Origin of the sequence: Fulvivirga lutea (assembly GCF_017068455.1) — a bacterium.
GTDB lineage: Bacteria > Bacteroidota > Bacteroidia > Cytophagales > Cyclobacteriaceae > Fulvivirga > Fulvivirga lutea.
Map to the genome: position 1 here is coordinate 822856 of NZ_CP070608.1, position 25915 is coordinate 848770.

Consider the following 25915-nt stretch of genomic DNA (forward strand, 5'->3'; position numbering starts at 1 on the left):
TGTGGTTGTAATGGGTACGTTAATGGATGCATGCGATGGCACACATTTACCTTAGCAATTCTGATTCTTTCTTCTTGTGAGTCCTCTGATGAGGTGACTTCTATTCAAGGCGATTGGCACATTACTTTTGAGGCTTTTGAGGAGGCACGATCAGGCACTATACAATTTAATAGTGATAATACCGGGTTACTGAAGTTCTATGCAGATGCTAATTCAGAAATCTTGCCCGGCAATGAAAATGTTACTTTAACTTGGAAAATCACTCCATCCGAATTAATTCTAGAGCGACTCGACAATAACTTTGTGTTAAATTATAGCATTGTTAATCAGTCATCAGATCGAATAGAGCTACGTTATCTTGATGACATCACCATAATTTTGGCTCGCTAAAACTTTCCACTCTCACGCCACTTAATAAGTACTAAATAGTTTGCTAAATTTGGTAAGAGAATAATTCAATTTAATGGTAAATAATAAATAGATGAAAAAGCTAGTAATCATCCTCGGTGTAGTTATAGTTCTAATCCTGGGAGCAGCTGTCGCAATTCCAATAATATACAAAGACGATATTAAAAAGGCGATTGACGATGTGCTGGCTGAATCAGTGAATGCAGATATTAAATGGGCGCCCGAAGATTTTAGCATTTCCTTGTTTACCAACTTTCCAAATGCCACGGCACAGCTATCAAATTTTGGTGTTGTAAACCGGGCTCCTTTCGAAGGTCACGTATTGTTTGCTGTGGAGTCGTTTGAAGTGGAGATTGATATTTTCAGCCTATTCGGGGAACAAATTGTAGTGAATGGCATAGAGCTAATTAAACCGCAGATTGACATTAAAGTATTGGAGGATGGAACGGCCAATTATGATATAGCAGTTCCTTCTGAAGAAACGGAAACTCCAGAACCAGAGCCAGAGTCTGCTGAACCCTCAAAATTTAATGTGGGCATTAACCATTGGGCTATCGTTGAGGCTAACATTATTTATGATGATGCTACCTTACCTTTCAAATTAGACATTAAAAACTTCAACCACAGCGGTAGTGGCGATTTCAATCAAGACCAATTTGACCTTTCTACATTAACACAGGCAGAATCTGTCTCCGTTACTTTTGATGGCATCGAATATATGTCAGAAAAGCAGCTTAATGCTGATATTACATTAAATATCAGTGAAAACTACGGCAGGTATACATTCAAAGAAAATACAGTTTCTGTAAATGATTTCAGTCTTGGATTTAATGGTTTTCTCGCACTAAATGAAGATGGAAGCATGGATATGGACTTATCGTATGCTACTAAAGAGACAACATTTAAAAGTCTCCTGTCTTTAGTCCCAGGAGTTTACACTGAAGATTTTGGATCGATAAAAACGGAAGGAAATTTGTCGTTTGATGGTACAGTAAAAGGCAAATATGACAGCCTTTCATTGCCTGCATTTAGTTTAGGCCTTCAGGTAAGTGATGGTATGTTTCAATATCCAGACTTACCTACCTCTGTATCAAATATAAGTATGGATTTATTAGTGGATAATAAAGATGGAGTAATCGAAAATACCAGTATCAATTTAAAGCAATTCCACATTGACTTCGGTAAGAACCCTTTTGATGCCAAATTATATGTAGCTAATCTAGTTGATTACGACATGGATGCGATGGTTAAAGGCGCACTCTATCTTGATCAACTAAGTACCATGTTTCCTGTAGAAGGATTATCAATGAAAGGGGTGTTTACTATTGACCTTACTGCCAGGGGTGTATATGACAGCATTAGTGGTAAAACACCAGCCATAACTGCTCTGATGGAGTTAAAAGATGGGTATATCAAATCGGCTGATCTCCCTTATGCATTGGAAGCAATGGGATTCAGGGCAGATGTTAATAGTCCAACAGGTGTAATGAAAGATTTTAAAGCCAACGTCAAAGACTTTACCATGACAATGGATGGCGAAAAGTTTGGTGCAAATCTAGCCTTCTCTAACCTGGATAATTATACCTGGAAAGCAGATGCCTCTGGTGGTATTGACCTTAAAAAAATTACTAAAGTATTTCCTTTAGAAGGGATGACACTTGCTGGTAAAATAAGAGCTAATATAAGTACGGAGGGTAATATGGCCGATGTGGAAGCGGAGCGCTATGCTAATTTGCCAACTAGTGGACAGCTTACTATTGCGGATTTCAGATATGAGGACGCAGAATTACCCTACAATGTTACCATATCTAGTGCCACAGCCTCATTTAATCCGCAAAGAGTATCATTAGATAAATACGTAGGTACTGTTGGCAAGAGTGATATGGTTATGTCAGGATCACTATCCAATTACTTAGGTTATGTATTAAATGAAAATGAGGTGTTAAAAGGTAATTTGAATTTTACTTCTAACCTTCTTGACCTAGACGAATTTATGGCTGAGGAAGAGGGTGCTACTTCTGAAGAAGCAGCGGAACCAGTGAGCGAATCTGATAGTTCAACCATGGAAGTAGTACAAATACCTGAGAACATTGATTTCACATTGAACACCAAAATACAAACGGTAAAGGTTATGGACTTAACCTTAACAAATGCATCAGGAGATGTAATCATTAGAGATGGAGTAGCCAATCTTTCCGATTTGAAATTTAATACGCTAGGGGGAAAATTTGCCGTGAGTGGTTCATATAATGCTAAAGATGTTACGAAGCCAATGTATGATTTTAAACTCGGCATTAAAGACATGTCCATTAGTCAATCTTATGAGGCATTTAGCGTGATTCAAAACTATGTGCCGTTGGCTAAAAACATGAGTGGCAACGTCTCAACAGATTTTAAAATTGCCGGATTGTTAGGTGAGGATATGATGCCAGTGTACGAGTCAATTAATGGTGGCGGATTATTGGAGGTGGCTCAAGCAGCGATGGATAAGCCAAAATTTGTATCTGAAATCAGTAGCCTTACTAAGGTTAAAAGCGGTGGTGATAAAGTAACCTTAAAAGATGTAGCCACATCCGCAACCATTGAAAATGGTAACTTAACAGTAAAGCCTTTTGACATTAACATTGGTAGTTATACTACGAATGTTTCAGGTACCACAACGGTTGATGGTAAATTGGACTATAAATTGAATATGCAATTACCAGCAGGTGCAATAGGTACTCAGGTAAACAGCTTACTTAGTCAGTATGGTGCTGGCTCGGCTGGTTCTTCTACTATTAACTTACCTATTGGTGTTGGCGGTACCTATGATGACCCGAAATACAAGCTAATGGCACCAACTGGAGGAACAGTAAAAGCCACAGATGTAGCCGGTGCGGTGGTTAAAGATCAGGTTGAGAAGCAACTTGGCAACAGCGTAGAAGAAGAAAAAGAAAAGCAGCGTGCTAAAATAATGGCGGAAGCGCAAGAAAAGGCAGATAAGATTGTTGCAGAGGGAAAATCGGCAGCTGAGAAGGTTCGTAAAGAAGGGTACGCACAAGCTGATAATCTTGTGAAAGAAGCAGGTAGTAATCCAATTAAGAAAAAGATTGCTGAAGAGGCTGCTAAAAAATTGAGAAAAGAAACAGATGAAAAAGCCGCTAAAATTGAGGCAGAGAGCAAAAAGAAGGCAGATGATTTGATGGCTGAAGCCAGGAAAAAGGCAGACGCTGTATAACTTAAATTATTTGAGTAAAGTTCTGCTCGTTAACAATGGGGCGGAGAAAACACTCAAAATTAGGTAAATAAGTCCAATCCATTCGTTCACAAAAAAAGTGAGAGTAAGGGCTTGGAATAAATAAAATACTGGAAATATAAAGACCCCGATGCAAAACTTATAAGTTGCAATCATAACAGGGTCTTTTATTTTTTTATGCACTAACTTCCAGAACAACAAAGGAAACAGGTTATTGATGCTGACTATATTGGCAATAAAGCTATTGCCACTTTCATTAGTTCTTGCCACAGGCTTCGAATCAGCAAGATTCTTTAAGCGTAAATTTGATTCAAATGGATTTAGCAAGTCTGCACCTGCTGCTTTGAGCCCCGAAACTCTTTCATCATACTTTTCCAAGTCTTCAATGTGTATAATCAGGTTTTTAAGTTTCTCACTAACTGCTTCTTTGAGCTTAACACTGTCAGAGTTAAAGTCCCCTGAATAATAATCATTCACTCTAATGGGCTTGCCAAAATACACGCTTACACTTCCCCGGAATTTTTGATGATCTGAATAGTTTATTCCTACAGGCACAATGTGCAATTGGGTTTGGAATCTTTCTACAGTTCCTAGAGCAACACGCGTAAACCCTTTACTTAACGGTCTAAGCCTTCTTCTTAAATCATGGTTTCCTTCGGGGAAAATGCCCAAGCAATCGCCATTATTTAGCAAATCGTAGCACCGCTCGAATATTTCATTATTTTGATTCACAGTAGCAATGCCATCCCTCATACGATAGACCGGAAGCATCTTCAACGATTTCAAAAAAGGTTTTGCAAGATTACTTTTAAAGGCATCCGCACGAGTTAGAAAATAGGTTTTGCGCCTGTTGTGAGTAACAATAAGTAAGGCGTCAATCAATGCATTCTGATGATTAGCTACAAAAAGGATGGGGCCACTATCAGGAATGTTCTCCTGATTAAATACTTTAAGCTTTTTAAAGAACGTATTAAGCCCTAAGGTAATATATGCCTTGAGTAAATTATAAAGCATTATGTAGTAAGGCTAACGGGTTTGTAAGACCAAAAAGTAGCTAATGTTAAGCCGGAAAGAATGTGCCAGATTCCCCACCAGGCGGCAATCATTGCCATTCCACCCAATCCATCAAAAAAAGAAAAAATTAATATAAGCCCCAAGCCTGAATTTTGAATACCTGTTTCTATCGTAATAGATCTTCGATCATATAATGAAAGTTGGAATAATCCCGAGTAAAGATAGGCACCAAGAAAAGCGATAGCATTATGGGCAAACACCAGGTATACAATGTATTGAAAGTAATTAAGGAATATTTCTTTGTTTTTATAAAATGCTACACCTACAAAGGCAACAAAAATTGCTATTGACAAAGGTTTAATTACAACCCTCAGTTTTTTCGTCCATTTTAGTAAATAGTGATTAAACATTATGCCCGATATTAGCGGAATACCAAGTATAAATGTGACTGTAAAAGCTACCTCGCTAATCGAGACACTAAAGGTTTTCAATAACTCTTTGGTGGGCGCATAGGAAGTGCCCAACAATGTAAATATTAATGGAGTGAAAATAATTGCTGAAATGGTGGTACAGGCAGTTAAACTTACTGATAGAGCTATATTACCTTTGGCCATTGACGACATAAAGTTGGAAATATTTCCTCCCGGGCAGGCTGCTACCAGCATCATTCCCAATGCCAAACTGGGCAAAGGTTCTGCAATATAAATGAGAATTAATGTGAGTACCGGAAGTAAAATAAGCTGTGATGAAAGCCCAACAATAATAGGTTTTGGACTTTTGAACAAAGCCTTGAAGTCAGCTAGCCGGATGTCTAAAGCAACCCCAAACATGATAATGGCCAGACAAATGTTTAGCAGCCAGAGCGAGTCTTCATCAAAAGCGATATGTACGGAGTCGAGTGACAGAATTGTAATTTCAGCTAGCCAAGATACATTTTAATATTTCAAAAAGTAGTCTCGTTTCGCTTAGAATGAAGCCTAAAGCAACTTTTTCCTCTAAAACGGGGTTTCTTTTTTAAGAAAAGTTAGTAAATTTTGTACTACAATAAAGCTGTAGAAAGATGAAAACAGTAGAAACAACTTTTAAATTAACCTATACGCCCGAGCAATACGAAAAAGCTGTTGAATACATTGAGGATATGAAAAAGCATCCTAAAAGGGTGTTTTGGCAAGGCAAAGAAGGCAAGAGTGACGAGGAATTAATCTATTCACACATTGCCCATAGAATACTTAGTGGCTTTTATAATAACTATGACCCTTCTTTTGCTAGAAGACAAATAGTTGACATGGTGAACCGAAAGTCCGCCTAAAACTTAATTCCCAAATTCAGGGCGAAATAATCATTTTTTAAGGTAAGGTCTCCACCCAATCCATCAAACTGTTCACTAACAGCATTTATTAGTCCCCGATGATAAGAAAGTCCGCTATATAAGATAGTGCTGGTACCTACCTGATATTCTAGCCCTAAGCCCGCTAAAAGTGTGAAATCAAAAAATCGAAAATCTTCAACTAATACATACTCATCTTTATCGGCCTCTTCTTTAATATTAAAATCAAACGTGCCGCCAAATTGAAAGTAAACCCTTTTGTCCAATGACACTTCATTTGTGAATAATTTCATTGTTGCAGGTATTTGCACATACTGCAAGTTATATTCCTCTGTTGATGCTGGACTATTACCAGCCTGACCTTCAAAACCGGCTCTCTTAGAGCAGAATAATACACCCGTACTTACATAGTAATGCTCTGTAATGGCAAAATCTGCGATAGGACCAAAAGATACTTTTAATGCAGTACCATCACTACCAATACTTTCTGTGTCAGATTCATAGTCCACACGGTTTGCTGACAATACAGGCGAAAACTGAAACCCTAACTTAAATTGGCTATAACTTTTTACAGAAAACAGAAGTACGAACAATAGCAATGCAATTTTTCTCATAAGAGGATAATTTTTGGTTATTTAGCGCAGTTATTTATTTCAATGTTTAACAAAAGTAAAGGAATAGTTTGATGAAGAGAAAGATATGGTTGTTTAGTATGCTGGCCATCGTGCTTTTAAATTCCTGTAGTAATAACGATGAAACAGAATGCGTATTTCAACCTGCTTTAAAGAATGATGCAACCATTGAAATAGAGCAACTAGAGGATGTTTTGCTCGATATTCAATCAAAAGACTCTTTGGTGAGCTTCTTGAACAATCACCCGATAATTACCAACTATTTTTTGAGACGAAGCAGCTACCCCAACGATTCGGTGATGATGGAAACGCTGTTAAGGAAATATGCAAACCCACACATTGACACGCTTCAAATGGAAATAGATAGAGTGTTTGGTGATTTAAGCCAGCTGAAAGATGATTTGAATACTGCTTTTAGTCATTTGAAATATTACTATCCTGAAGCCCAAATACCAAAAGTGAAAACGGTAGCTACCGGTTTGGATTTCGATCTTTACGTTTCTGATTCGCTAATTGTCATTGGCCTCGATTATTACCTTGGGCAAGGAGCAAAGTATAGGCCAATCAACATGTATCAATATATATTAAAGCGTTACGCACCAGAATACATAGTACCTTCTATCATGCTTTTGAATGGTATTGCACCGGAATACAATGGCACTTCTGTAAAGGATAAAACCATTTTAGCAGATATGATATCTTATGGCAAGTCATTTTACTTTGCCAAGCACATGATGCCCTGCACGCCAGATAGTGTAATCATCTGGTATACAACTAAGGAAATCGTAGGGTCAAGAAAGAATGTTGATATTATCTGGACTCATTTTGTTGAGAATGAGCTACTTTTTGAGACCAATCACATGGTGAAGAAGAAGTATATTGATGATAGGCCCAAAACTTATGAAATTGGTGATGAAGCTCCGGGTAGAATAGGCACTTGGTTAGGTTGGCAAATTGTGAGAAAATATATGGCTGAACACCCAGACGTTTCGCTTCCTGAAATGATGCAAATGGAAAGCCCTCAACAATTATTCAAAGAATCGAAATTTAAGCCTGATAAAGGAGGCATTTTCTAGGACTCTTTACCCTGATAAAGCTCTTCAATTTTTAGCCGGTCTTCTTCCGGTATAGACATGTCGTTCATTTTCTTGAAGGCATCAGCTGGTGAGTTAATGTCATATTTCAGTAGCACGTTGTTTTCTCTTTCTTCCTTCTTTTTTGCCCTGATCATAAAAAACAATACTATTTGAAGCACCAATACCGCTGAAACTATACCAATAAGCAGATACATAATAATTTATAAATTAGAGGTTAAAGGTATTTACGATGACATTCGGGGAAAAGGTTATACATTTTTATAAAAACTTGCAGCTGCCAACCGGCTTACCGGAAGGTGTAGAAATACTGGATCCTTTTGCTGATGATACGGTTAAAACTATTGTTGAACATTTTAATAACAAGTTCTTTAATGATACTAACCCAAGAACTTTTCTTATTGGGATAAATCCCGGACGGTTAGGAGGCGGAACAACAGGTATACCATTTACAGATCCTATCAGGTTAGAAGAAGAGTTGGGGATAGAAAACTCTTTCGATAGAAAGCAGGAACTCTCATCTAATTTTGTTTATCAAATGATCGACAGATTGGGAGGTGCGGAGTTTTTCTATTCTAAATTTTACTTTACTTCAGCTTGCCCTGTGGGTTTTACCAAAGACGGTAAAAATTTGAATTACTACGATATAAAAGAACTTCAGGAAGCCTTGGATGACTATAATGTAGATCAATTGCAAAAACAGAAAGACTTTGGGGCGAATGATATTGCTTACAGTATCGGTCAGGGTAAAAATGTCGCTTACCTAAAACAGCTCAACAAAAAGCACAAATTCTTTAAGGAAATAAGACCACTACCACATCCTCGTTGGGTTATGCAATACAGATTGAAACGGTTAGGAGAATTTCTGGAATTATACAAAAAGGAGTTACTGGGTTAAAGCACGAAACGGTAGGTATATTTAATCAGGAACACATTATTCGGATACTTTTCGAATAGCGAGTTATACAAATGATCAAAGGAATATCTGTCAGTGGAAGGCGACTCATTTCTGCTTTGTGTCCAAACAAGGAATAATGTAGAGCCCGGAATATACTCCCATCGCAAAACCATGTTCGATTGAAATTGTGCAAAGTTGAAATTGGGGTTGCTAATAGAATAGTCAGTGATACCATCATTATTTTCATCTATGTTAATTTCATCTGCATCTTCTGCCATGCTGGTATTAAGTAACTGAAATCTATCGCGATATTCGGAAGCGCTACCATTCGTAACCCTCTTGAAGTTCGAATACTTACCCGATGCCGCAAAAGGCTGTCCCCAATATTGAATGGATAGGTTAGGAGTGATCACATAGGTTACTCTCAAAGACACATTATAAATGGTCTGGTCTATGTTAGCTACTAAATAGCGATTCTCACCATTAAATTCTTTAGTGGCAACGTATTGCAATTGATTAGACGACCAACTGACGCTACCTGTGAAATTCACATTCAATGCATTGGTTGGGCGCAAAGTTAGTCTCGACCACCAACCATTGGTAGATCGGAAATTTTCATCCGACCAACGCCACCAGGGGTTCAGCTCAAAACGTACTTTTTTACGATTATCAGTGGCGGCCCAAATCCAATAGGACGATGAATTAGGGTAAACAAGGCTTGGTCCACCACGTAAATCGGCATTCGATGCATTAAAAAATTCAGTATGGCCACCGGATCCTACTTCCCAATAATTTTTCAACTGAAAATAAGAATCAAACTCAATTCTTCGGTCTAATAAATTATGACCATAATCCCAGGTTTGAATAGGCCGGGCATCTATTCTCATGGTTCTAAATAGATTTGTAGGCTTCACGATGCGGTATCTTATCCATGATCTGTTCGAGATTTGATCGGTCTGTGATAAAAACCCAACATCGTTAATTTCAAAGCCAGGGGAGTTCCAGGATAATGCGGAACTAAAAAGTAGCTTTCCGCTTCTTTTCCCAAACTCCACCGTGCCTGATGTACCACTTAATGAGTTTCTAGTTGTGTCTACATGTCGATAATCATTATCAGTACGCTGATAATATCTTTCAGATGATTCTTGCAGGCGGGTGATAGACCTAAATGACCCATCAACTTTGCTGGCAGCAATTTTACCTGCAACGGAATATTTTCTATTATTAAAAAAGTGCGTTATATCCAGTCCTCCACTAAATGCGTTATCCACCAAATCATAAGTATTTTCTTCGTTTTTTCTGTTTACACTCGTCACCATTCCACCAAAAACAGTTTGGCCCTCATTCAAATCTTGCTGCACTCTACCAATTAAATAATTTGTGCCCGGTTCAATGGTTTCCTCTCTTTTTATTCCAAGACTATCTATTTCAGCAGATTCTTTATGAGTGATGGACTCCAATATGCCCCATGAAAAGCCGTTTTTGTTTTTGCCGGTTAGTTTCATGGAGGTTAGAATCCTTGAATTATCAGAGGCATTTACATACTCATCGACATCATCATTTCCACTTTCATCTGTATCTACTCTTATTTGTGGTTTACGGCCAATTCTTCTGGAATAAAAGAGGTTATCAAAATTAGTGCTGGTCGGAAAAGTGAGAATATTATTGCCCTCAAGAAAAAAGGGCCTTTGTTCGGGAAAGAAAAGTTGAAAGGCCGTTAAATTAACCTGCGATGGATCCGCTTCCACCTGCCCAAAGTCAGGGTTTACGGTAAGGTCTAAAGTGATATCGCTGGTTATTCCAATTTTAGCATCTATCCCCACTTCAACATCAGAGCTTTTTCCCGTAGCATAAGGATTTCCCTCTTCCCTCAAATGGCGTTCAGTTTTAGCTACTATGTAAGGTTGAATTTCTAATTGTTTTTGAGGCTTCACACCTTTTATATTCCTCAATTCGCCAAAATGATGCACCCACCCAACAGCATCCAGTGCCACTGGCTCCCAAAGCGACCATTCGTCTTTTCTAAAGAAATACCTGGAAATTTGCATGCCCCACACATGCTCTTGCTTATTTGCGAAACGCAACTGGCTTAAAGGTATTCTCATCTCAGCCACCCAACCCTGATCATCAATACTGGTTTCCAGATACCAAATAGGGTCCCACTTTTCATCCCAGTTTTCACCATTATTGGAAACATATTCTTCGCCTTTCACACCTGACGAGGAGGCAGTAAATGAAAAGGCCGTTCTTTTATCGAAATAGCTATCAAACATGATCGTCACTCGGTCACCGTCAAATCCGTCTCTTCGCGATAATCGGCTTACAATCTTTGAGGGGTCAGGGTCATAGTTTCTAATGGCGATATAGAGATTTTTGGAATCGTATAGTATTTTAAATTTGGTTTGCGCAGATGGTTCGGCACCATCGATCGGAGATCTTTGAACGAAATTACCACCACCCCACTCGGCTTGATCCCAGGATGCATCTGTAATCAAGCCGTCTATTCTTGGAGCATCACCTACTAGTCGAACGGTATTGTAAGTATTAACAGGCGCATCGGCTTGGCCGAATAGGTTAATAGTGGCACATAACAATAAACAGCCGACAAGCGTTTTTTTCATTGGGTTGATTGAGTTACACTGTTTGATACTGAAATATTGGTGCGCTTGTTATCGTTATTCGACAAACGGCATTAATACTTTTATAAATGGATCATCTGTGCACACAATCAGTGGGTCACCACACTACTCGGAAAGTTGTAATTACGAAGAAGTTTGAAGGTGTGGCCTTCAAAATGGCAAAATTGATTATGATAATTTGTTCACCGACAGACCAACGAGCGTGAAGATCAAACCCATCCCGCCAAGAATTGCTTCGAGTAACCATCGGTCAGTAAATGTATTAACTAGCACATGACTAGGGTTATCTGGATTGATAAACAGATCAACTTCCTCTCCAATATAATAGCTTGGTGGACTGCTCGATGTAGTTGAATAGTAATAATAGATACTGTCGTTCACAGAATATTCAATTACTGGCTGGGCCGGATTGTCAATGACTTTGCCCTTTGTTTCAATACCTGTGCTGGCCAACTTAGAATCTATTGAAGCATCAACAATAGCAAAGCCCATCATAATTAAACCGATTATGGCAAAAACTGCCGTAATACGCTTGCCCATTTTATCTCTGCGGGCGTTCGGTGTAAAGCTTGGGCTTTTAAACTCGGAAGGGTGCATTTCCTCTTCAATATGCTCTGCAAGAATTTTGGCTTCTTTTAGTCCAATGCTAAAAGTTTCTCTCAGCCATTTAATGGCCTCAATTTTTCTGCCTTCGGATAAAAGCTCCTTTACTTTCTGTTTCTGGTCTTCGGTAACGGCCATAACTTAAAATTAAGGTAATTCCTTTCTATTCGGAATTTGAATGGGCTAATTTTATTTCTATGAATTTTCATACAAGAAAGTGGGTAAAGCCAGAAGACCTAAACCCTAATGCCAGCCTCTTTGGAGGGAGCTTACTTAAATGGATCGATGAAGAAGCCGCTATTTACGCCATTATACAGTTGGAGAATCACAGGTGTGTAACAAAGTTTATATCCGAGATAAATTTTGTGAGCTCGGCCAAACAAGGAGATATTATTGAATTGGGCATGGAGGCCACAAATTTTGGCAAAACGTCACTCACCATAAAATGTGAAGTAAGAAATAAGCTCACTCATAAAACCATATTGGCTATTGATAGAATTGTTTTTGTGAGCCTGGATGAACAGGGCAACCCGAAACCTCATGGTAAAACGGAGGTTACCTATGTGAAAGATCGTTTGGGTAAGGGTTAGTCAGTAAGTTTTGTATCAGGCACTTCTAAAATCAAACCAGAGCCATAAGCAGAAGCTGGTGTTTGAAATCCAGTTTTAAAATTTTCATCCAATATTTTCTTAGCAATCAATACCGATGTGCTGGCTGTGAGTGTATAACCATTAGGTGTATTAAGCCTTGCTTCAACACTCTCGTTACCAATGGAAACTTTACCCCACAAAAACATTTTTCCCTTTTCACGTTTTTCATCACTTGGGCCGGCAGGCTTTTTATCAATCTGCTTTTGCAGATAGCTTTTAACAAAGCGCAGTTTTAAAAGTGGCCTGAACCAGGCCATTGTTTTTACTTGTTTTATCTGCTTTTCATGTGAACCCATAAATACCTCAATATTGGGAATGCCTGTGCTAAAATAGGCCGATGAAATATCTCCCCATGAAATGCCTAAAGATATCTGTTCAAACTCGCCATAATTAATGTTAGCAGTGGATATGGAAGAACTTACTAATTCCCCATTCTTTCTAACAGTTTGCCCCTCATGAGAATTTTCTACCATCGTCTTGGCAGTGCCTCTGGACAGTCCACCACCAAGACCTGTAAAGGCCAATGTTAGATTAGTAGCTGTAGGTAATTTGGCTTTTAGGTGATTGGCCAGGCAATCTGATGGCACTACATCAAACCCAGCGCCTGGTAAAAGCATAATGCCAGCTTCTTCAGCTTTGGATGACATATTTTTCAACGCCTCGAATACCTGAAATTCACCAGTTATATCGAGGTAGTGAGTTTTGTTTTTAATGCAAGCTTTTGCCACTTGTTCAGCAGTGTGAATAAATGGGCCTGCACAATGAATGATAATTTTATGGTCAGCGAGAGCCTTGTTCAGTTTGTCCTCTTCGCTTAAATCAAAAACCAGGTAGTCCAATTTGGTTTCATCGGCCTGAGCTTTAACCGCTTTTTCATTTCTTCCGGCTAGTGTAGGCTTTAACCCCTTCGCTAATGCCTCTTCAACAATTAATTTCCCTGTGTAGCCGTAAGAGCCGTAAATCAGTATATCTTTCATCCTAGTCTTATATCATCCGATAGTTCATTACTATTTCCTTCAGGTTTATGTACTCCTGAAGCTTCCAGCAAATCACCACATTTATTTATTCCGTTAATAATGCCCGCAGTGGGGTCATTATTTTTTATTCCTTCCACAATCAACTTAACAACCTCTTGCCACTGGCTGCTCTCTACTTTTTTATTGATGCCTGAATCACCCAAAACGTCAACCATGTGTTCAAAATGGCTAACCATAATTAATATACCTGTTCGATTTTCAGTATTAAAAACTTCATGGTTCAGAAACTCCCGAGCTGCTCGTTCCTCAACTTTGGCTTGCATTAATTCGGGAGTGGTGAATAATTTCTTAATGAAGTCAATGTTTCTTGAAAGCAGATAGCCTATTCCACTCATTACCAAGGTAAACAAACTTACCTCCCAGGGGGTAACAGTAAAAGGTAAGTGCCAGTTAAAAGATAACATGGCTGCACTGCCTAAAGCAAAAATTCCGAATGCAATAGCTGCTCTTAAGTTGCTTTCCTCATAATTATCTGCTGCCGACACGAAAAAAGGGACAATCTCACCTGAAGTTTTACTTTCGGCATTTTGAACGGCTTTTTTAATAGCTTCTTTCTGTTCCTGTGTAAATTCAAATTGTCTGGCCATAATATTATTTCAAGTTACCAACTACCTGAGGCTCCTCCACCACCAAAACTACCACCGCCACCGCTGAATCCACCACCACCACCGAAGCTGCTGCTGCCACCTCCGCTATATCCACCACCATAATATCGGCCTCCCCCCCCACCACCACCACCAGAAAGAGCTGTGATTATAAATAGGAAAAAACTAATGCCAATTCCTGCAAAAAGACCAATAAGAAGAGTGCCTGTAAGAAAGGCTACCACCGCTCCAATTCCAGCACCCTTCCATTTCCCGTATTTACTTGAGCTTATTCCACCAACTACCATGGAAAACATAAATATTGCAAACCACCAACCAGAACCATCTTCACTCGAAGTGTAATCTGAATTGGTTGGCTCAGGAAGTTCTTCACCAGCAATAAGTCCTGCCAACGCCTCTACACCTTCACTAATGCCACCATAAAAATCACCTTGTTTAAAGTTGGGTGTAATATATTCTTCTATAATTCTTTTCGACTGTAAATCAGTGATGGCTCCTTCAAGACCATAGCCCACTTCAATCCGAAGCTTTCTATCGTTTTTGGCTATGAGGAGAATGACCCCATCATCTATGCCCTCTCTTCCAATTTTCCATTTATCGGCAACCCGAATAGAGTAATCTTCAATGGGCTCGGGGCCTGTAGTTGGAACGATCAGAACAGCTATTTGACTGCCTTTACTTTTTTCCAGTGATTCTAGTCGGTTTTCAAGTTGCTGAACTTCACCGCTACTTAAGGTATTGGTTTGATCTGTTACTCTTGCCCAAAGCTGTGGAATGGGTTGAACATCCTGTCCTTTGGTAATAAAAGGACATAGAATAAGTAAACAGAGAATAAATAAATGGTTCGGTCTGATCATCTTGTAGAGTTCAATATAAACTTAACAAATAATCATTAAATTCATGAATCTAAAAATTTGCTCTTATGGCTACAAAGAAATTGTTGGTTCTAACCGGTGGAGGTGATTGTCCTGGTTTAAATGCGGTAATCCGTGGAATTGTAAAAAGAGCTAGTCGCGAAGGTAACTGGGAGGTAATTGGTAGCATCGAGGCTTTTAATGGAGTACTGAATACACCTCAGAGGCTCATGAAGTTAAATGGAGAAACTACGGCTGGAATTCATGTGAAGGGTGGAACCATTCTAAAAACAACGAATAAAGGGAATCCTTTTGAATATGCAGTGGAAAATGAGAGTGGCGAAGTAGTGGTTACAGATCGCTCGGATGAGCTTGTAAAAAAAATTAAAGAACTAGGTGTTGAGGCGGTTATAAATATCGGTGGGGATGGGTCGCAGCGAATTTCTCAGCAGCTCTTTGAAATGGGGTTAAACATTGTAGGTGTTCCTAAAACAATCGACAATGACCTATCGGCTACAGATTTTACCTTCGGTTTTCGTACCGCTGTGCAAATTGCTACTGATAGTTTTGATAAACTGGTAACTACTGCTGAGAGTCACCATCGCGTAATGATCATGGAAGTGATGGGCCGCAATGCGGGGTGGATTGCCCTACATACAGCTATGGCCGGTGGTGCCGAAGTCTGTTTAATTCCTGAAATTCCCTATGATATTGACAAAGTAGTTCAGCGAATTAATGAAAGGTATGAAGATGGTAGAGGATTTGTAAACATTGTAATAGCAGAAGGTGCAAAGCCAAAAGATGGAACAGTTACCGCGGAAGAAAGTGATGAAGTGGGTTATGGCAATTTAAGGTTGAGAGGAGTGGCCTTTGTGTTATCGGAACAATTAAAGAAAGCGGGCTGCAAAGCTGATATTCGAGAAATGGTGTTGGGTCATACTCAAAGAGGAGGAACACCCATCGCTTTTGATAGAATTTTGGCTACCATGTTTGGAGTCAAAGCATTTGAGATGGTATTGAATAAAGAATACGGTAAAATGACTTCGTATCGAAACAATAAAATCACTTCGGTGAACATAAAAGAGGCGATAAGCACTTATAACCTGGTGGATAAAAATTCTTTCATGGTAGAAGCAGCAAGAGGTATTGGTATGTCATTTGGTGATTAGGTATGCGTTCAGTTCTGTTCATAATTGGCTTTTTCTTTTTACTATCGGAACATACCGTAGCACAACAGCCTGTAAAATTACAAGGGCAGGAAGAAATCAATTTGAACTTTCATTTTTATTACTTTATCGATGAAACCGGTTCATTGACAAAAGAGGAAGTGGAGCTTCGAGAATTTGAACCTGTACCCTCTACCGGGCTTCGAACAAATGCCTCTGAACAGGCAATATGGCTCAAACTAAAGGTATTGAACACGCACCACGAGAATCAGAGTTATTACCTACAGTTTGTAGACCCTACAATTTATAAACTCTTGCTGCATGATGAAGATCAGGTATTTCGGTCCGGCATAGGTTTTCATCCCACAGAGCGGTTTATTAATAGCCACAAACACAGTTTCTTCTTAAAACAGGCACCCGAAGTTGAAAAAGAGTATTTGATAAAGGCTACTGCTGCCATTAAAATTACCCTGGATGCCAAACTGATTAAGCATGATGTTTACACGGAGCGCATAAGTAAAGAGCGGTTTTTTCTTGGCCTTTTTTATGGAGGAATGATCATACTTTTCATTTATAGTGTGCTGCTTCTTATAACTACAGGTCAGAGAATGTTTGCCTACTATGCAGGGTATATCTTTTTTGTGGCTCTACTCACAGGTGCTGGCGATGGAATTACAGGAGAATTCTTGCATGCCTGGGTAAGGTGGAAAGAGGGTTATCAGGATGCAGCCTCGGCAGTAGCATCAAATGTGCTGGGCGTTATGTTTATGATTATGTTTTTAGATGTTAAGAAATGGTCGTCCGTTTTCTATAAGTTGAATGTAGGCTTCATGTTTCTGGTGGGCATAAGTGGGATTATCCTTCTTCAACTAGAACACGATATTATTTTTGACCTGTTAGGACTTTATGGTATTATTCAGGTTTTGTTGATGGTGTCCACATCAATTCAGGCAAAAAGAAAAAATGTACCACAGGCTGGCTATTTTCTGGTAGCTTATATATTGTTTGGGTTTTTTATCGTATGGTTTATTCTCAGTCTTTTCAGAATTCTGCCTTACGGTTTTATTTCACAATATGCCATACATCTGGGGTATGGTATCAGCGTAATAGTTTTGTCTTATGGAGTAGGGGTAAGAATAAATTCGTACTATAAAAAACTACTTAAAAAGGAACAGGAAGAGCAAGAGCTTATCAAAAGAAAGAACGAAGAATTAGAGCAGCAGGTGGCCATCAGAACGGAGTTTTTAGCTGAAAAGGAAGGTAATCTCCGGTCTATCATTGACAATAACACCAATGCTATTTGGCTAGTTAACAATAAGTATGAGTTAATAGACTACAATAACATTTTTGCAAAAGGTTGGGAGGCAGCGTATGATCAGAAGCTTGAACTAGGCAAAAGCATCATTGACCAAATGCCAGTGCAAAACCTTAAAGTTCAGTGGAAAGTACGTTACGATACCACTATGGAAGGCAAACCCGGAACTTATTATGATCAATACATAATAGGCAATAAAACCCGGCACTACGAAATTAAAACCTTTCCAATTTTTCAGGACGATGAAGTGCGGGGAGTTTCATTGTTTTCAGCAGATATAACTGAGCGAATTGAGTGGCAAAACAAGCTTGAAAATCAAAACTTAATGCTTAAGAAGGTGAATCAGGAGCTTGACAGTTTTGTCTATAGCGCCTCGCATGATTTAAAGGCTCCCTTGGCTTCTGTCTTAGGTCTGATTAATATTTCCAGATTAGAGCAAAACCCTAAAGAGAAGGAAAAATATTACACTATGATGGAGACTTCCATCAAAAGGCTCGATCAGTTTATTAAGGATATTATTGACTACTCACGTAATGCCAGAACGGAGAATGTGCGCGAAAAGGTAGACCTGAAAAGTGTTATGGCTAATGTATTTGAAGACCTGAGGTACATCTATGAGAAAGAAAAAGTAGACGTTCAATTGAACATTGATCAAAAGGCTGAATTGTATTCAGACCCAATGCGGTTGAAAGTGATAGTAAGGAATATATTGAGCAACGCATTGAAATACGGCTGCATTAAACCCAAAAAGAATATCATTGAAATAGACGCCAGTATAAGTAAGAAAAAGGTAAACATTAGTATTAAAGATTATGGCCCTGGTATAGACAAGGTGCACCATGATCAATTATTTGACATGTTCTACCGAGCGAGTGAAAGCACTTCGGGCACTGGTTTAGGGCTTTATATTGTTAAAGAAACGGTTACTAAACTTGGAGGAAGGGTAAGTGTTTCTTCGGAGCCAAAGAAAGGAACTACTTTTAGTTTGTTTTTACCAAATGAAATTAACAATGAATCTTAGATCACTATTTGTAATAATTTGTTTATTCTTAGCTTTTGGCTGCTCTGATATGGAGGCCGATGTACATGTAGCAAATAGAATAGCTTTGATAAATGAGCAAAAGTTGGAAGATATTCTACGATATAAAGCCGGAATGCAGTCAGAGATGAAAAGAATCAAGAACGAGTCTAACAGCAAATCATTGGAAGAAATTGATGATAAAGTAGAAAAGATAATTAAGCTTATTTACTTAGTTAAAAAGGATCTAAACCAATATAGCAATCATGAAAAATTTGAAAGAATTTTTGAAGAGTGGCAGACAGTATTTAATAGATTAATAGTTTCAGATTACAAGATTGCTCAGGACTACGAAAAATTTACGCCAATAATAGCTAGAGAATTTATATTATATGACATTTTAGATATCTCTAAAGAGCAATTTAATGATTATGCCTTGTCAATTGATAAGTATTATCCAGACCCAATTAATTAGATCCCAACCTTAAGGGTTCATCCATTCTCGAAACTATCATAGTCACCAATTGGTTGTAGAGAAGTAACAAGTTATTCTATGAGCAAAGCAATTTTCGGAGCGGGCTGTTTTTGGTGTATCGAAGCAGTTTTCCAGCAAATCAAAGGGGTTTCTAATATCCAGTCAGGATACATGGGCGGGAAAGTAAAAAACCCATCCTATAGGGAGGTATGTGGTGGTCTGACGGGCCATGCAGAGATTATTCAATTTGATTTTGATCCGGCAGTAGTTAGCTACAAAGAGTTGTTGGAAATATTCTGGAAAACGCATGATCCTACCACTTTGAACAGACAAGGGGCAGATGTTGGAACTCAGTATAGATCGGTTGTTTTTTATTTGGATGAGGAGCAAAAAGAACTGGCACAGGCTTACAAACAAAAGTTAAACGAGGCCAATGCATTTGGTAATCCTGTTGTAACTGAAATAAGTGCTGCCAAAGAGTTTTATCCAGCTGAAGATTATCATCAAAATTATTACAACGACAATAAAGACCAGCCTTACTGCACTTTTGTAGTAAAGCCTAAAGTTGATAAAGTGAAATCTGTATTTGCTGAGAAACTAAAATAGCCGGGGGTTAGCCCGGCTATTCCAGCTGCTGTATGTTTAGCTGATAGTAAGAGAATAATGGTCTCTTAGTTGTGGTTTGCAAGTATTATCTTACCATGTTTCACTCCATAATCTGTTGAGATTTTGTAGGTGTACACATCACTTGGCAAATCATAGGCATCGAATCGTATATCTAGTGTTTCGTTTTCACTTGAATGACCATTGTACAACTCTTTGACCTTCAAACCTTGTCTGTTGAATACTTCTACTTTAACAGAAGTAGATTTTGGGGTATAAATCGATACCGTTGAACTACCACTGAATGGGTTTGGATACGCATTTATTTCCATTCTTTCAGACCAGTCAACTTCCGTTGATACATTTTCATAACTAACACACTGCCCGAATTTATATGCTACTTCAAATCCGCCATTTTCTAACTCATTGATACAATCAGGGTCGGAGCTACAAATAGTAAATGTCACTTCAAACTGTTCTGAGAAACTACCTTCCCCAAAACCATTGATATCATCAACTTTAAATCCGTCTAGACCAGTGGTTGGGTCAAGGCCATATTCAATATGCCAGTTTTCGGAGTTTGAAACGTCTGACAAACTACCGCAAGTTGTATTGATTGTCCAATGCGATAATCCATGTACTTTGTTTCCACTATAAGTAATAACCGCATTATAAGTATAACAGCCGTTAGATTCTTCAATTAAACTTATTTCAGTGTCAAAAGGATTGTTACAATCAGTGTTGTCATCTGAACCATCATCATTTCCATCATCTGGATCATCGTCTGAGCCATCATCTCCAGAGTCGTCACCACTACCATCGCCATTGTCACCCCCATCTCCTGAGCCGTCTCCACTTCCATCACCATCCCCGGAATCATCCCCACTTCCATCTCCTGAACCATCATCACCTCCATCAGAATCATCACCGCTACCATCGTCACCTGAACCATCTCCAGAATCGTCATCACCACCATCATCATTTTTACATGAAGCCGCTTCATTTCCTGCATACACTTCAAGGGTTATTGTACAGCCTTTGGCATCAGACATAGTAACTACATACATACCTGAATCGAGTGCTGTAATTACATTGCCAGTTAAGCCATTGTCCCAATCGAAGGTATACGGAGCTGTTCCTCCAGATCCCGAAACGCTTATCACAAAATCACCTTGCTCACAACTTGGATTAGATACTGCGGCAGATATAGTTACCGGACTCGGATCTACCAGGAAGTAAGCAAGACTTTTGGTACATCCAGATGCATCTTCTATTTCTAGATTATATAATCCCGGCTCAAGGTCTGTTACAACTTGAGCGGTGCTGCCATTAGACCAATTGTAGGTATATGGTGGTGTGCCTCCGGAAACTATAAGTTCAATACTTCCATCATTCGCACCGGCACATGTTGGTTGTGAAACAATACTGTTGGCCGGAAACGTGTTAGTCTGAACTCTAAAAGTGGAACTTATATCGCAACCCGTAGCATCTGTTACTGTTACAGAATACTGACCAGCTGCCAAATTCGAAATATCTTCTGTTGCCTCGCCATTCGACCAGTTAAATGTGTAAGGCTCTTCGCCTCCCACAACAGTTAAGTCAATGGAACCACTATTATCTTCTATACATGCTGTTGGGCTACTTACCGCTGACAGTCTGATCGGATTATTTTCATTTACAAAAAAGTTTCGGGAAGAAAAGCATCCATTGGCATCGGTAACAACTACATTATAATTGCCTTGTGAAAGTCCGGATAAATCTTCCGTAGCGTCACCATTCGACCATTGGAAAGTATAGGGACCAGTACCACCATCGATAGTTATATCAATAGAACCATTAACAGTAGAGCAACCAGTGTTGGTTACATTTCCATTTACATTGATAAATACTGAGTTTTCTACCAAAGCAGGAGCCGTGGTAGTACAGCCATTGGCATCAGTTACATTTAATAAGTAATAACCACCACCCACGGCCGGCAAGTCTTCGCTCGTAACACCGTTAGACCATGAAAATGTATAAGGCGCTACACCGCCCGAGATAGTTGCATCAACCGAGCCATCTGTTTGACCAGCGCATGATGCTTCAGTGATTATAAAATCTATTGTAATAGCTTCCGGAGAAGTTATCTCTGCACTTAATTCCAGTGTTTCGCCAGTTGCATCTGTAATTGTTACAGTGTATTCTCCATTGGGTAAATTGTTAATGTCGGAGCCGGATGCACCGTTAGACCATGCATATGAAAAAGGCTCAACACCATCAATAATGTTTACTGAAATGGAACCTGAAAAATCATCAGTACAGTTGTTTTGAACCACTGTTAAATCCGCTTCAAGGTTGGTACAGCTGTGTTCTACATCTTCATAGTACACACATGTTGCTGCCTTATATGCTACTTGTGGCGCATAGCAATCTGCTCCGGAATCACAGGAACCTTCGCATAATGTGTAAGTAACAGTAAATGTACCTGGCTCTTCACCAAAGCCCTGAATGTCATCAACCTTAAAGCCACTGATGCCGCTAGTAGGGTCGGTGCCATACTCAATTTTCCAATTTTCCGAATTAGATACATTGGTAATTTCAGCACAAGTAGGTAACCCTACAGAATAGTGAGATAGCGCATGTTTACAACTGCCATCGGCTGTAATTTGCAAAGTATACGTAGTGCAACCTTCACCTGAAGATTCTGCACTTAGCACTTCGGAATGAAAACAACTAACTCCACAATCTTTGGAGTAAGCAGTATTGCTAACTGATAATAACCAACACAGAACAACATAGACACTTAACACTTTCTTCATCCTTCAAACTATTTAGTACCAATGAATAGGCGTTCAATAGCAAAGGTGAACAGGCATTAAGCCAAAGTGTATTGTCTATCGTTAAGTAGTATTATTTGACGTTTAGTGGAAGTTATTTTATTATAAACTATCGAGAAATTCCTCCATAGCTTCCATTTTTTCATCCGTATATTCACCGGATGTAGCATAGGCTATTTTACCATCTTTGTCCACAAGAAATAAGTAGGGAACATCTTTCTTATCGAACTCCAGTGCATCCTTATAAGGCTTTAAACTGCCTTTGTAAAACAAAATGTTAGGCACAAGAAGCGGGTCTAATTCTTCAGCTGTTTTCCGTTTAGCAGTGCCGGTTGCTGCAGCTTTAACTCCGGTAAACATGGGCACAAAGAACACGTTAATATCGTACGAAAAGGAAGCAAAAACACCGGTGGCTTCTTTAATAAACTTATTGTAAACAGGACTAAACCAGCTAGTCAAATCCTTTTCAGCTTTCTTAGAATAAGCCAGTGCCAGTAGCGTGTATTTGTCCTGAACATCCACAGGAATATTTATTACTTTATCTTCAACCGTTTCTGTTTCCATATCAGGAAAGGGTGTTCCTTCGATTTGTGCAAAAAGGTTAAAAGCAAATACAGACAGACAAAGGGATAATAAGAATTTCATAAGTTGGTTTTATTTAAATACGATTTAAAATCAAATTTATTATGGCATGTTCCTCATGCGAGTTTCAACTTCTTCTTCATCTTTCATTAAAGAAACAATGATCGAAGTATCCGTTTTTCCATAATGATATGGATAAAGAATCTTTGGTTTAAATGCCTTAGCGGCATCTGCCACCATTTCAGGAGTCATGGTATAGGGCAAGTTCATAGGCAAGAAAGCAATATCTATATTTTCAAGTGCCTTCATTTCAGGTGTGTTCTCCGTGTCGCCACCAATGAATATGCGCTTATTGCCAATGGTTAACACATAACTGTTACATGTTCCTTTTGGATGATAGAATTCTCCGTTATCTCTTGTGTGAACTAAATTATAAGCAGGAATAGCTTCTATGTTTATATTTTTAAAATCTGTTGATTCACCATTTGGCAGGACAGTACCAAGTCCTAATTTGTCTACACTGAGTTGAGTAGAGATAATTTTAGTATCATCTGTTTTAATTTTATCCACCGCATCTGGATTGCAATGGTCACCATGGTGGTGAGTGATCAAAATCAAATCTGCATCATTCATAGTCTCGTAATCCGCTTCTCTTGATGATGGGTCTATATGGATGACATTACCATCATATTTAAACACTAAAGAGCCATGGCCTACAAAAGTGATTTCTAATTCTTTTCCATCACCAGTGTCAAATTTATCTACTTCATACTCTTGTGAGTATGCCGCAGCAGAGCACAGTACAATCGAAAATATGGAAGCAATTATTTTAACCATTCGTAAAGTTTGTAGTGTTCACCATTCATGCCAAGTTTTTCATATACAGCCTGCGCTGATTTATTTTCCCGCTCCACATACAAACGGATGCCCACTAGTTCAGGGTCTTCTTTCACAAGGTTTTGAATGTATTGATATAACTCTTTGAATATTCCTTTGCCTCTGTGTTCTTTCTTAACAAATACGGATTGAATCCAATAAACTGTTCCGTTTCGCCACTCACTCCATTCAGGAGTAATTAGCAAGCAGGCGATTACTTCATCTTCATTTTCCGTAACAACATAGTATTTGCCTTTTCCAGGGTCTTCGAAAACAGCCTCAATGCCTAAAATAATTTTTTCTTTATCAAGATGGAGCCCTTCAGTTTCAAGGGCCATTGCAGCTTGAAAATCAGCAATAATTTCCAGCTCTTTGAATTTTGCGGGTCTAACTCTGCTCACATTTTAAATATAACATATTAAAAATTAATTCCCGATTTATTCAATAGGCTTATCTTTTGTCCTTTACGGAACCTTTTTGGGCTATACTTGTAATATAATCTGGTAATGTAAAGTACTATGGTTGATGTAATAATTATAGGTGCAGGCCCCATTGGTTTAGCCTGTGGAATTGAGGCTCAAAAGAAATCACTTTCCTACATAATTATCGATAAGGGTTGTTTGGTTAATTCTATTTACAACTATCCGCTTAATATGACCTTTTTCTCCACTTCAGATAAGTTGGAAATTGGTGATGTTCCTTTCATATCTCATGGCGCCAAACCAAACAGGTTTGAGGCGCTCGAGTATTATCGTAGAGTGGCATCTCACTATGAGTTGAATGTGAAGCTATACGAAAAGGTTAATAAAATCGAGAAGAATGCAAAGGGCATTAGTGTGGAAACAGACAAGGATGTTTACAACGGAAAGTCAATTGTATTGTCAACCGGGTTTTACGATTTCCCTTATATGATGAATGTGGAGGGAGAAGGTTTGGCCAAAGTGAAGCATTATTATGATGAGCCACATCCTTACTATAAACAAAATTTAATAGTTGTTGGTGCCGCTAATTCAGCTGTAGATGTGGCACTCGAAACGTATAGAAAAGGGGCTAATGTTACAATGGTAGTTAGAGAAAAGGGAATTCTAGATTCTGTAAAATATTGGGTGAAGCCGGATATTGAAAATAGAATTAAAGAAGGGTCTATTAAGGCCTATTTCGAAAGCACAATCACAAAAATTGAAGAGGATAAAGTACATATTCAAACGCCTGAAGGGTCAATAACACTTGATAATGATTTTGTTTTAGCCATGACAGGTTACGAACCCAATTTCTCATTGATGGAATCCATTGGCATTAATTTTCAGGATGATGAATTTCACACACCAGTCTATAATCAGGAAACCAATGAATCGAATATTGAAGGCGTTTATTTAGCCGGAGTTGTATGTGGCGGTTTAAAAACTAATAAGTGGTTTATTGAAAATTCCCGCATTCATGCAAAGAATATAATGAACCACATAACATCCTGAGACTACGTAAATAAATGGGATTAGTTATCTGTCCAAAAAATGAACAGTCCCTGATCAATTCCGCTCACTTGATTCAAAGCAAATTAATTTTATCTATCTAATAATCAAGTAGTTATATACTTGGCACGAGATTGGTCATGCTTGTTTCGGTTAATTAATACAACTCAAAATAAACAAGCATGAAAAAGTTAAAAACAACATTAGTAGCATTGGCAATGATTGCCTCTGTATCTGTATTTGCAGGTGGAACCGAAAAAACGGTAGAAAAGGCAAGAGACATTGTTAGTAATGCTGCTCCTGACGATTACAAAGCGTTAGCAAAAGCTGCTGAGCTATGTGTTAAAAAAGATGTAAATCTCACAGAAGCAAAAGCCTGGTTTGAAAAATCCATTTCAATTAAAGAAAACAGCAAGGCGTATGAAGTTGCCGGAGATTACTATGCAAACAACGATTTACATGATAAAGCCATCGAATACTATGTGAAAAGTATGCTGAAGGCGAAAGAAAATGATGTGAACGCAGATACTGAATTGCTAGAGTCTAAAATTCAGAAAGTAAAAAAGGCTCAAAAATCATAATAGAATAGGGAGGAAAGT

The 25915-nt window shown here is 38.6% G+C and carries 25 protein-coding genes; 12 read left to right on the plus strand and 13 right to left on the minus strand.

Features of this window, described 5'->3' with window-relative positions:
• The first annotated feature begins 30 nt into the window (after positions 1-30).
• Together JR347_RS03860 and JR347_RS03865 are read left to right on the plus strand one after the other, a co-directional pair.
• Positions 31-390, plus strand: coding sequence for a hypothetical protein (locus JR347_RS03860; RefSeq protein ID WP_205722733.1), 360 nt, complete (start codon positions 31-33; stop codon positions 388-390).
• A gap of 91 nt (positions 391-481) precedes the next feature.
• Entirely contained in the window at positions 482-3625 is a 3144-nt protein-coding gene (locus tag JR347_RS03865; protein ID WP_205722734.1) for an AsmA-like C-terminal region-containing protein, read from the plus strand.
• 6 nt (positions 3626-3631) lie between these two features.
• Here JR347_RS03865 and JR347_RS03870 read toward each other — a convergent pair whose 3' ends face one another.
• Both JR347_RS03870 and JR347_RS03875 read right to left on the minus strand, forming a co-directional pair.
• Complete coding sequence (locus tag JR347_RS03870) at positions 3632-4657, minus strand: lysophospholipid acyltransferase family protein (protein ID WP_205722735.1); 1026 nt, start codon at positions 4655-4657, stop codon at positions 3632-3634.
• Positions 4657-5571, minus strand: a complete 915-nt coding sequence (locus JR347_RS03875; RefSeq protein WP_317192620.1) for a bile acid:sodium symporter family protein — start codon at positions 5569-5571, stop codon at positions 4657-4659. Before JR347_RS03875 ends, JR347_RS03870 begins: the two co-directional genes overlap by 1 nt.
• A 146-nt stretch (positions 5572-5717) precedes the next feature.
• Here JR347_RS03875 and JR347_RS03880 point away from each other — a divergent pair, with 146 nt between their 5' ends.
• The gene (locus tag JR347_RS03880) at positions 5718-5966 is read left to right on the plus strand and encodes a hypothetical protein (protein WP_205722736.1); all 249 of its coding nucleotides are present in this window, start codon (positions 5718-5720) and stop codon (positions 5964-5966) included.
• On the opposite strand, the gene JR347_RS03885 is transcribed toward JR347_RS03880, so the two are convergent.
• Entirely contained in the window at positions 5963-6598 is a 636-nt protein-coding gene (locus JR347_RS03885; protein WP_205722737.1) for a porin family protein, read from the minus strand. The genes JR347_RS03880 and JR347_RS03885 overlap by 4 nt on opposite strands.
• A 71-nt stretch (positions 6599-6669) precedes the next feature.
• Between JR347_RS03885 and gldB the strand changes: the two genes are divergently transcribed.
• Positions 6670-7692, plus strand: a complete 1023-nt coding sequence (gene gldB / locus JR347_RS03890; RefSeq protein WP_205722738.1) for a gliding motility lipoprotein GldB — start codon at positions 6670-6672, stop codon at positions 7690-7692.
• Here gldB and JR347_RS03895 read toward each other — a convergent pair.
• Entirely contained in the window at positions 7689-7907 is a 219-nt protein-coding gene (locus tag JR347_RS03895; protein ID WP_205722739.1) for a hypothetical protein, read from the minus strand. The two genes, gldB and JR347_RS03895, sit on opposite strands and share 4 nt — an antisense overlap.
• 35 nt (positions 7908-7942) lie before the next feature.
• Between JR347_RS03895 and JR347_RS03900 the strand changes: the two genes are divergently transcribed.
• Complete coding sequence (locus JR347_RS03900) at positions 7943-8608, plus strand: uracil-DNA glycosylase family protein (protein ID WP_205722740.1); 666 nt, start codon at positions 7943-7945, stop codon at positions 8606-8608.
• Here the strand turns inward: JR347_RS03900 and JR347_RS03905 are convergent.
• Both JR347_RS03905 and JR347_RS03910 read right to left on the minus strand, forming a co-directional pair.
• Positions 8605-11229, minus strand: a complete 2625-nt coding sequence (locus tag JR347_RS03905) for a DUF5916 domain-containing protein (RefSeq protein ID WP_205722741.1) — start codon at positions 11227-11229, stop codon at positions 8605-8607. The two genes, JR347_RS03900 and JR347_RS03905, sit on opposite strands and share 4 nt — an antisense overlap.
• A gap of 186 nt (positions 11230-11415) precedes the next feature.
• Positions 11416-11988 (minus strand): DUF3592 domain-containing protein, encoded by a 573-nt coding sequence (locus tag JR347_RS03910; protein WP_205722742.1) that lies wholly within the window; start codon positions 11986-11988, stop codon positions 11416-11418.
• A 59-nt stretch (positions 11989-12047) separates the two neighbouring features.
• Here JR347_RS03910 and JR347_RS03915 point away from each other — a divergent pair, with 59 nt between their 5' ends.
• On the plus strand, positions 12048-12440 hold the full coding sequence (locus JR347_RS03915; RefSeq protein WP_205722743.1) for an acyl-CoA thioesterase: 393 nt from the start codon (positions 12048-12050) through the stop codon (positions 12438-12440).
• Here JR347_RS03915 and JR347_RS03920 read toward each other — a convergent pair.
• The 3 genes from JR347_RS03920 to JR347_RS03930 are packed head-to-tail and all read right to left on the minus strand — an operon-like array spanning position 12437 to position 14999.
• Positions 12437-13477, minus strand: a complete 1041-nt coding sequence (locus tag JR347_RS03920) for a saccharopine dehydrogenase family protein (protein WP_205722747.1) — start codon at positions 13475-13477, stop codon at positions 12437-12439. The two genes, JR347_RS03915 and JR347_RS03920, sit on opposite strands and share 4 nt — an antisense overlap.
• Positions 13474-14124 carry a TPM domain-containing protein gene (locus JR347_RS03925; RefSeq protein WP_205722748.1) on the minus strand — a complete coding sequence of 217 codons (651 nt, stop codon included), beginning with the start codon at positions 14122-14124 and terminating at the stop codon, positions 13474-13476. The genes JR347_RS03920 and JR347_RS03925 overlap by 4 nt, the downstream gene beginning before the upstream one ends.
• A gap of 14 nt (positions 14125-14138) precedes the next feature.
• Entirely contained in the window at positions 14139-14999 is an 861-nt protein-coding gene (locus JR347_RS03930; RefSeq protein WP_205722749.1) for a TPM domain-containing protein, read from the minus strand.
• Between the two features lie 65 nt (positions 15000-15064).
• Here JR347_RS03930 and JR347_RS03935 point away from each other — a divergent pair, with 65 nt between their 5' ends.
• The 4 genes from JR347_RS03935 (at position 15065) to msrA (ending at position 19576) form a co-directional block, all read left to right on the plus strand.
• The gene (locus JR347_RS03935; RefSeq protein WP_205722751.1) at positions 15065-16165 is read left to right on the plus strand and encodes a 6-phosphofructokinase; all 1101 of its coding nucleotides are present in this window, start codon (positions 15065-15067) and stop codon (positions 16163-16165) included.
• A 2-nt stretch (positions 16166-16167) separates the two neighbouring features.
• Positions 16168-18498, plus strand: coding sequence for a 7TM diverse intracellular signaling domain-containing protein (locus tag JR347_RS03940; protein WP_205722752.1), 2331 nt, complete (start codon positions 16168-16170; stop codon positions 18496-18498).
• Positions 18488-18970 (plus strand): hypothetical protein, encoded by a 483-nt coding sequence (locus JR347_RS03945; RefSeq protein ID WP_205722753.1) that lies wholly within the window; start codon positions 18488-18490, stop codon positions 18968-18970. Before JR347_RS03940 ends, JR347_RS03945 begins: the two co-directional genes overlap by 11 nt.
• Positions 18971-19048: 78 nt before the next feature.
• A complete protein-coding gene (msrA, locus tag JR347_RS03950; RefSeq protein WP_205722754.1) occupies positions 19049-19576 on the plus strand; it encodes a peptide-methionine (S)-S-oxide reductase MsrA in 528 nt (175 codons plus the stop codon).
• A 65-nt stretch (positions 19577-19641) separates the two neighbouring features.
• On the opposite strand, the gene JR347_RS03955 is transcribed toward msrA, so the two are convergent.
• The 4 genes from JR347_RS03955 to JR347_RS03970 form a co-directional block, all read right to left on the minus strand.
• On the minus strand, positions 19642-22371 hold the full coding sequence (locus JR347_RS03955) for a T9SS type A sorting domain-containing protein (RefSeq protein WP_205722756.1): 2730 nt from the start codon (positions 22369-22371) through the stop codon (positions 19642-19644).
• A 120-nt stretch (positions 22372-22491) separates the two neighbouring features.
• Positions 22492-23034, minus strand: coding sequence for a hypothetical protein (locus JR347_RS03960; RefSeq protein WP_205722757.1), 543 nt, complete (start codon positions 23032-23034; stop codon positions 22492-22494).
• A 39-nt stretch (positions 23035-23073) separates the two neighbouring features.
• Positions 23074-23808 carry an MBL fold metallo-hydrolase gene (locus JR347_RS03965; protein WP_205722759.1) on the minus strand — a complete coding sequence of 245 codons (735 nt, stop codon included), beginning with the start codon at positions 23806-23808 and terminating at the stop codon, positions 23074-23076.
• Positions 23796-24248 carry a GNAT family N-acetyltransferase gene (locus JR347_RS03970; RefSeq protein ID WP_205722761.1) on the minus strand — a complete coding sequence of 151 codons (453 nt, stop codon included), beginning with the start codon at positions 24246-24248 and terminating at the stop codon, positions 23796-23798. Before JR347_RS03970 ends, JR347_RS03965 begins: the two co-directional genes overlap by 13 nt.
• A gap of 117 nt (positions 24249-24365) precedes the next feature.
• Between JR347_RS03970 and JR347_RS03975 the strand changes: the two genes are divergently transcribed.
• Both JR347_RS03975 and JR347_RS03980 read left to right on the plus strand, forming a co-directional pair.
• Positions 24366-25319, plus strand: a complete 954-nt coding sequence (locus tag JR347_RS03975; protein ID WP_205722762.1) for a YpdA family putative bacillithiol disulfide reductase — start codon at positions 24366-24368, stop codon at positions 25317-25319.
• Positions 25320-25498: 179 nt separating this feature from the next.
• Positions 25499-25897 carry a hypothetical protein gene (locus JR347_RS03980; protein ID WP_205722763.1) on the plus strand — a complete coding sequence of 133 codons (399 nt, stop codon included), beginning with the start codon at positions 25499-25501 and terminating at the stop codon, positions 25895-25897.
• The last annotated feature ends 18 nt before the right edge of the window (positions 25898-25915 follow it).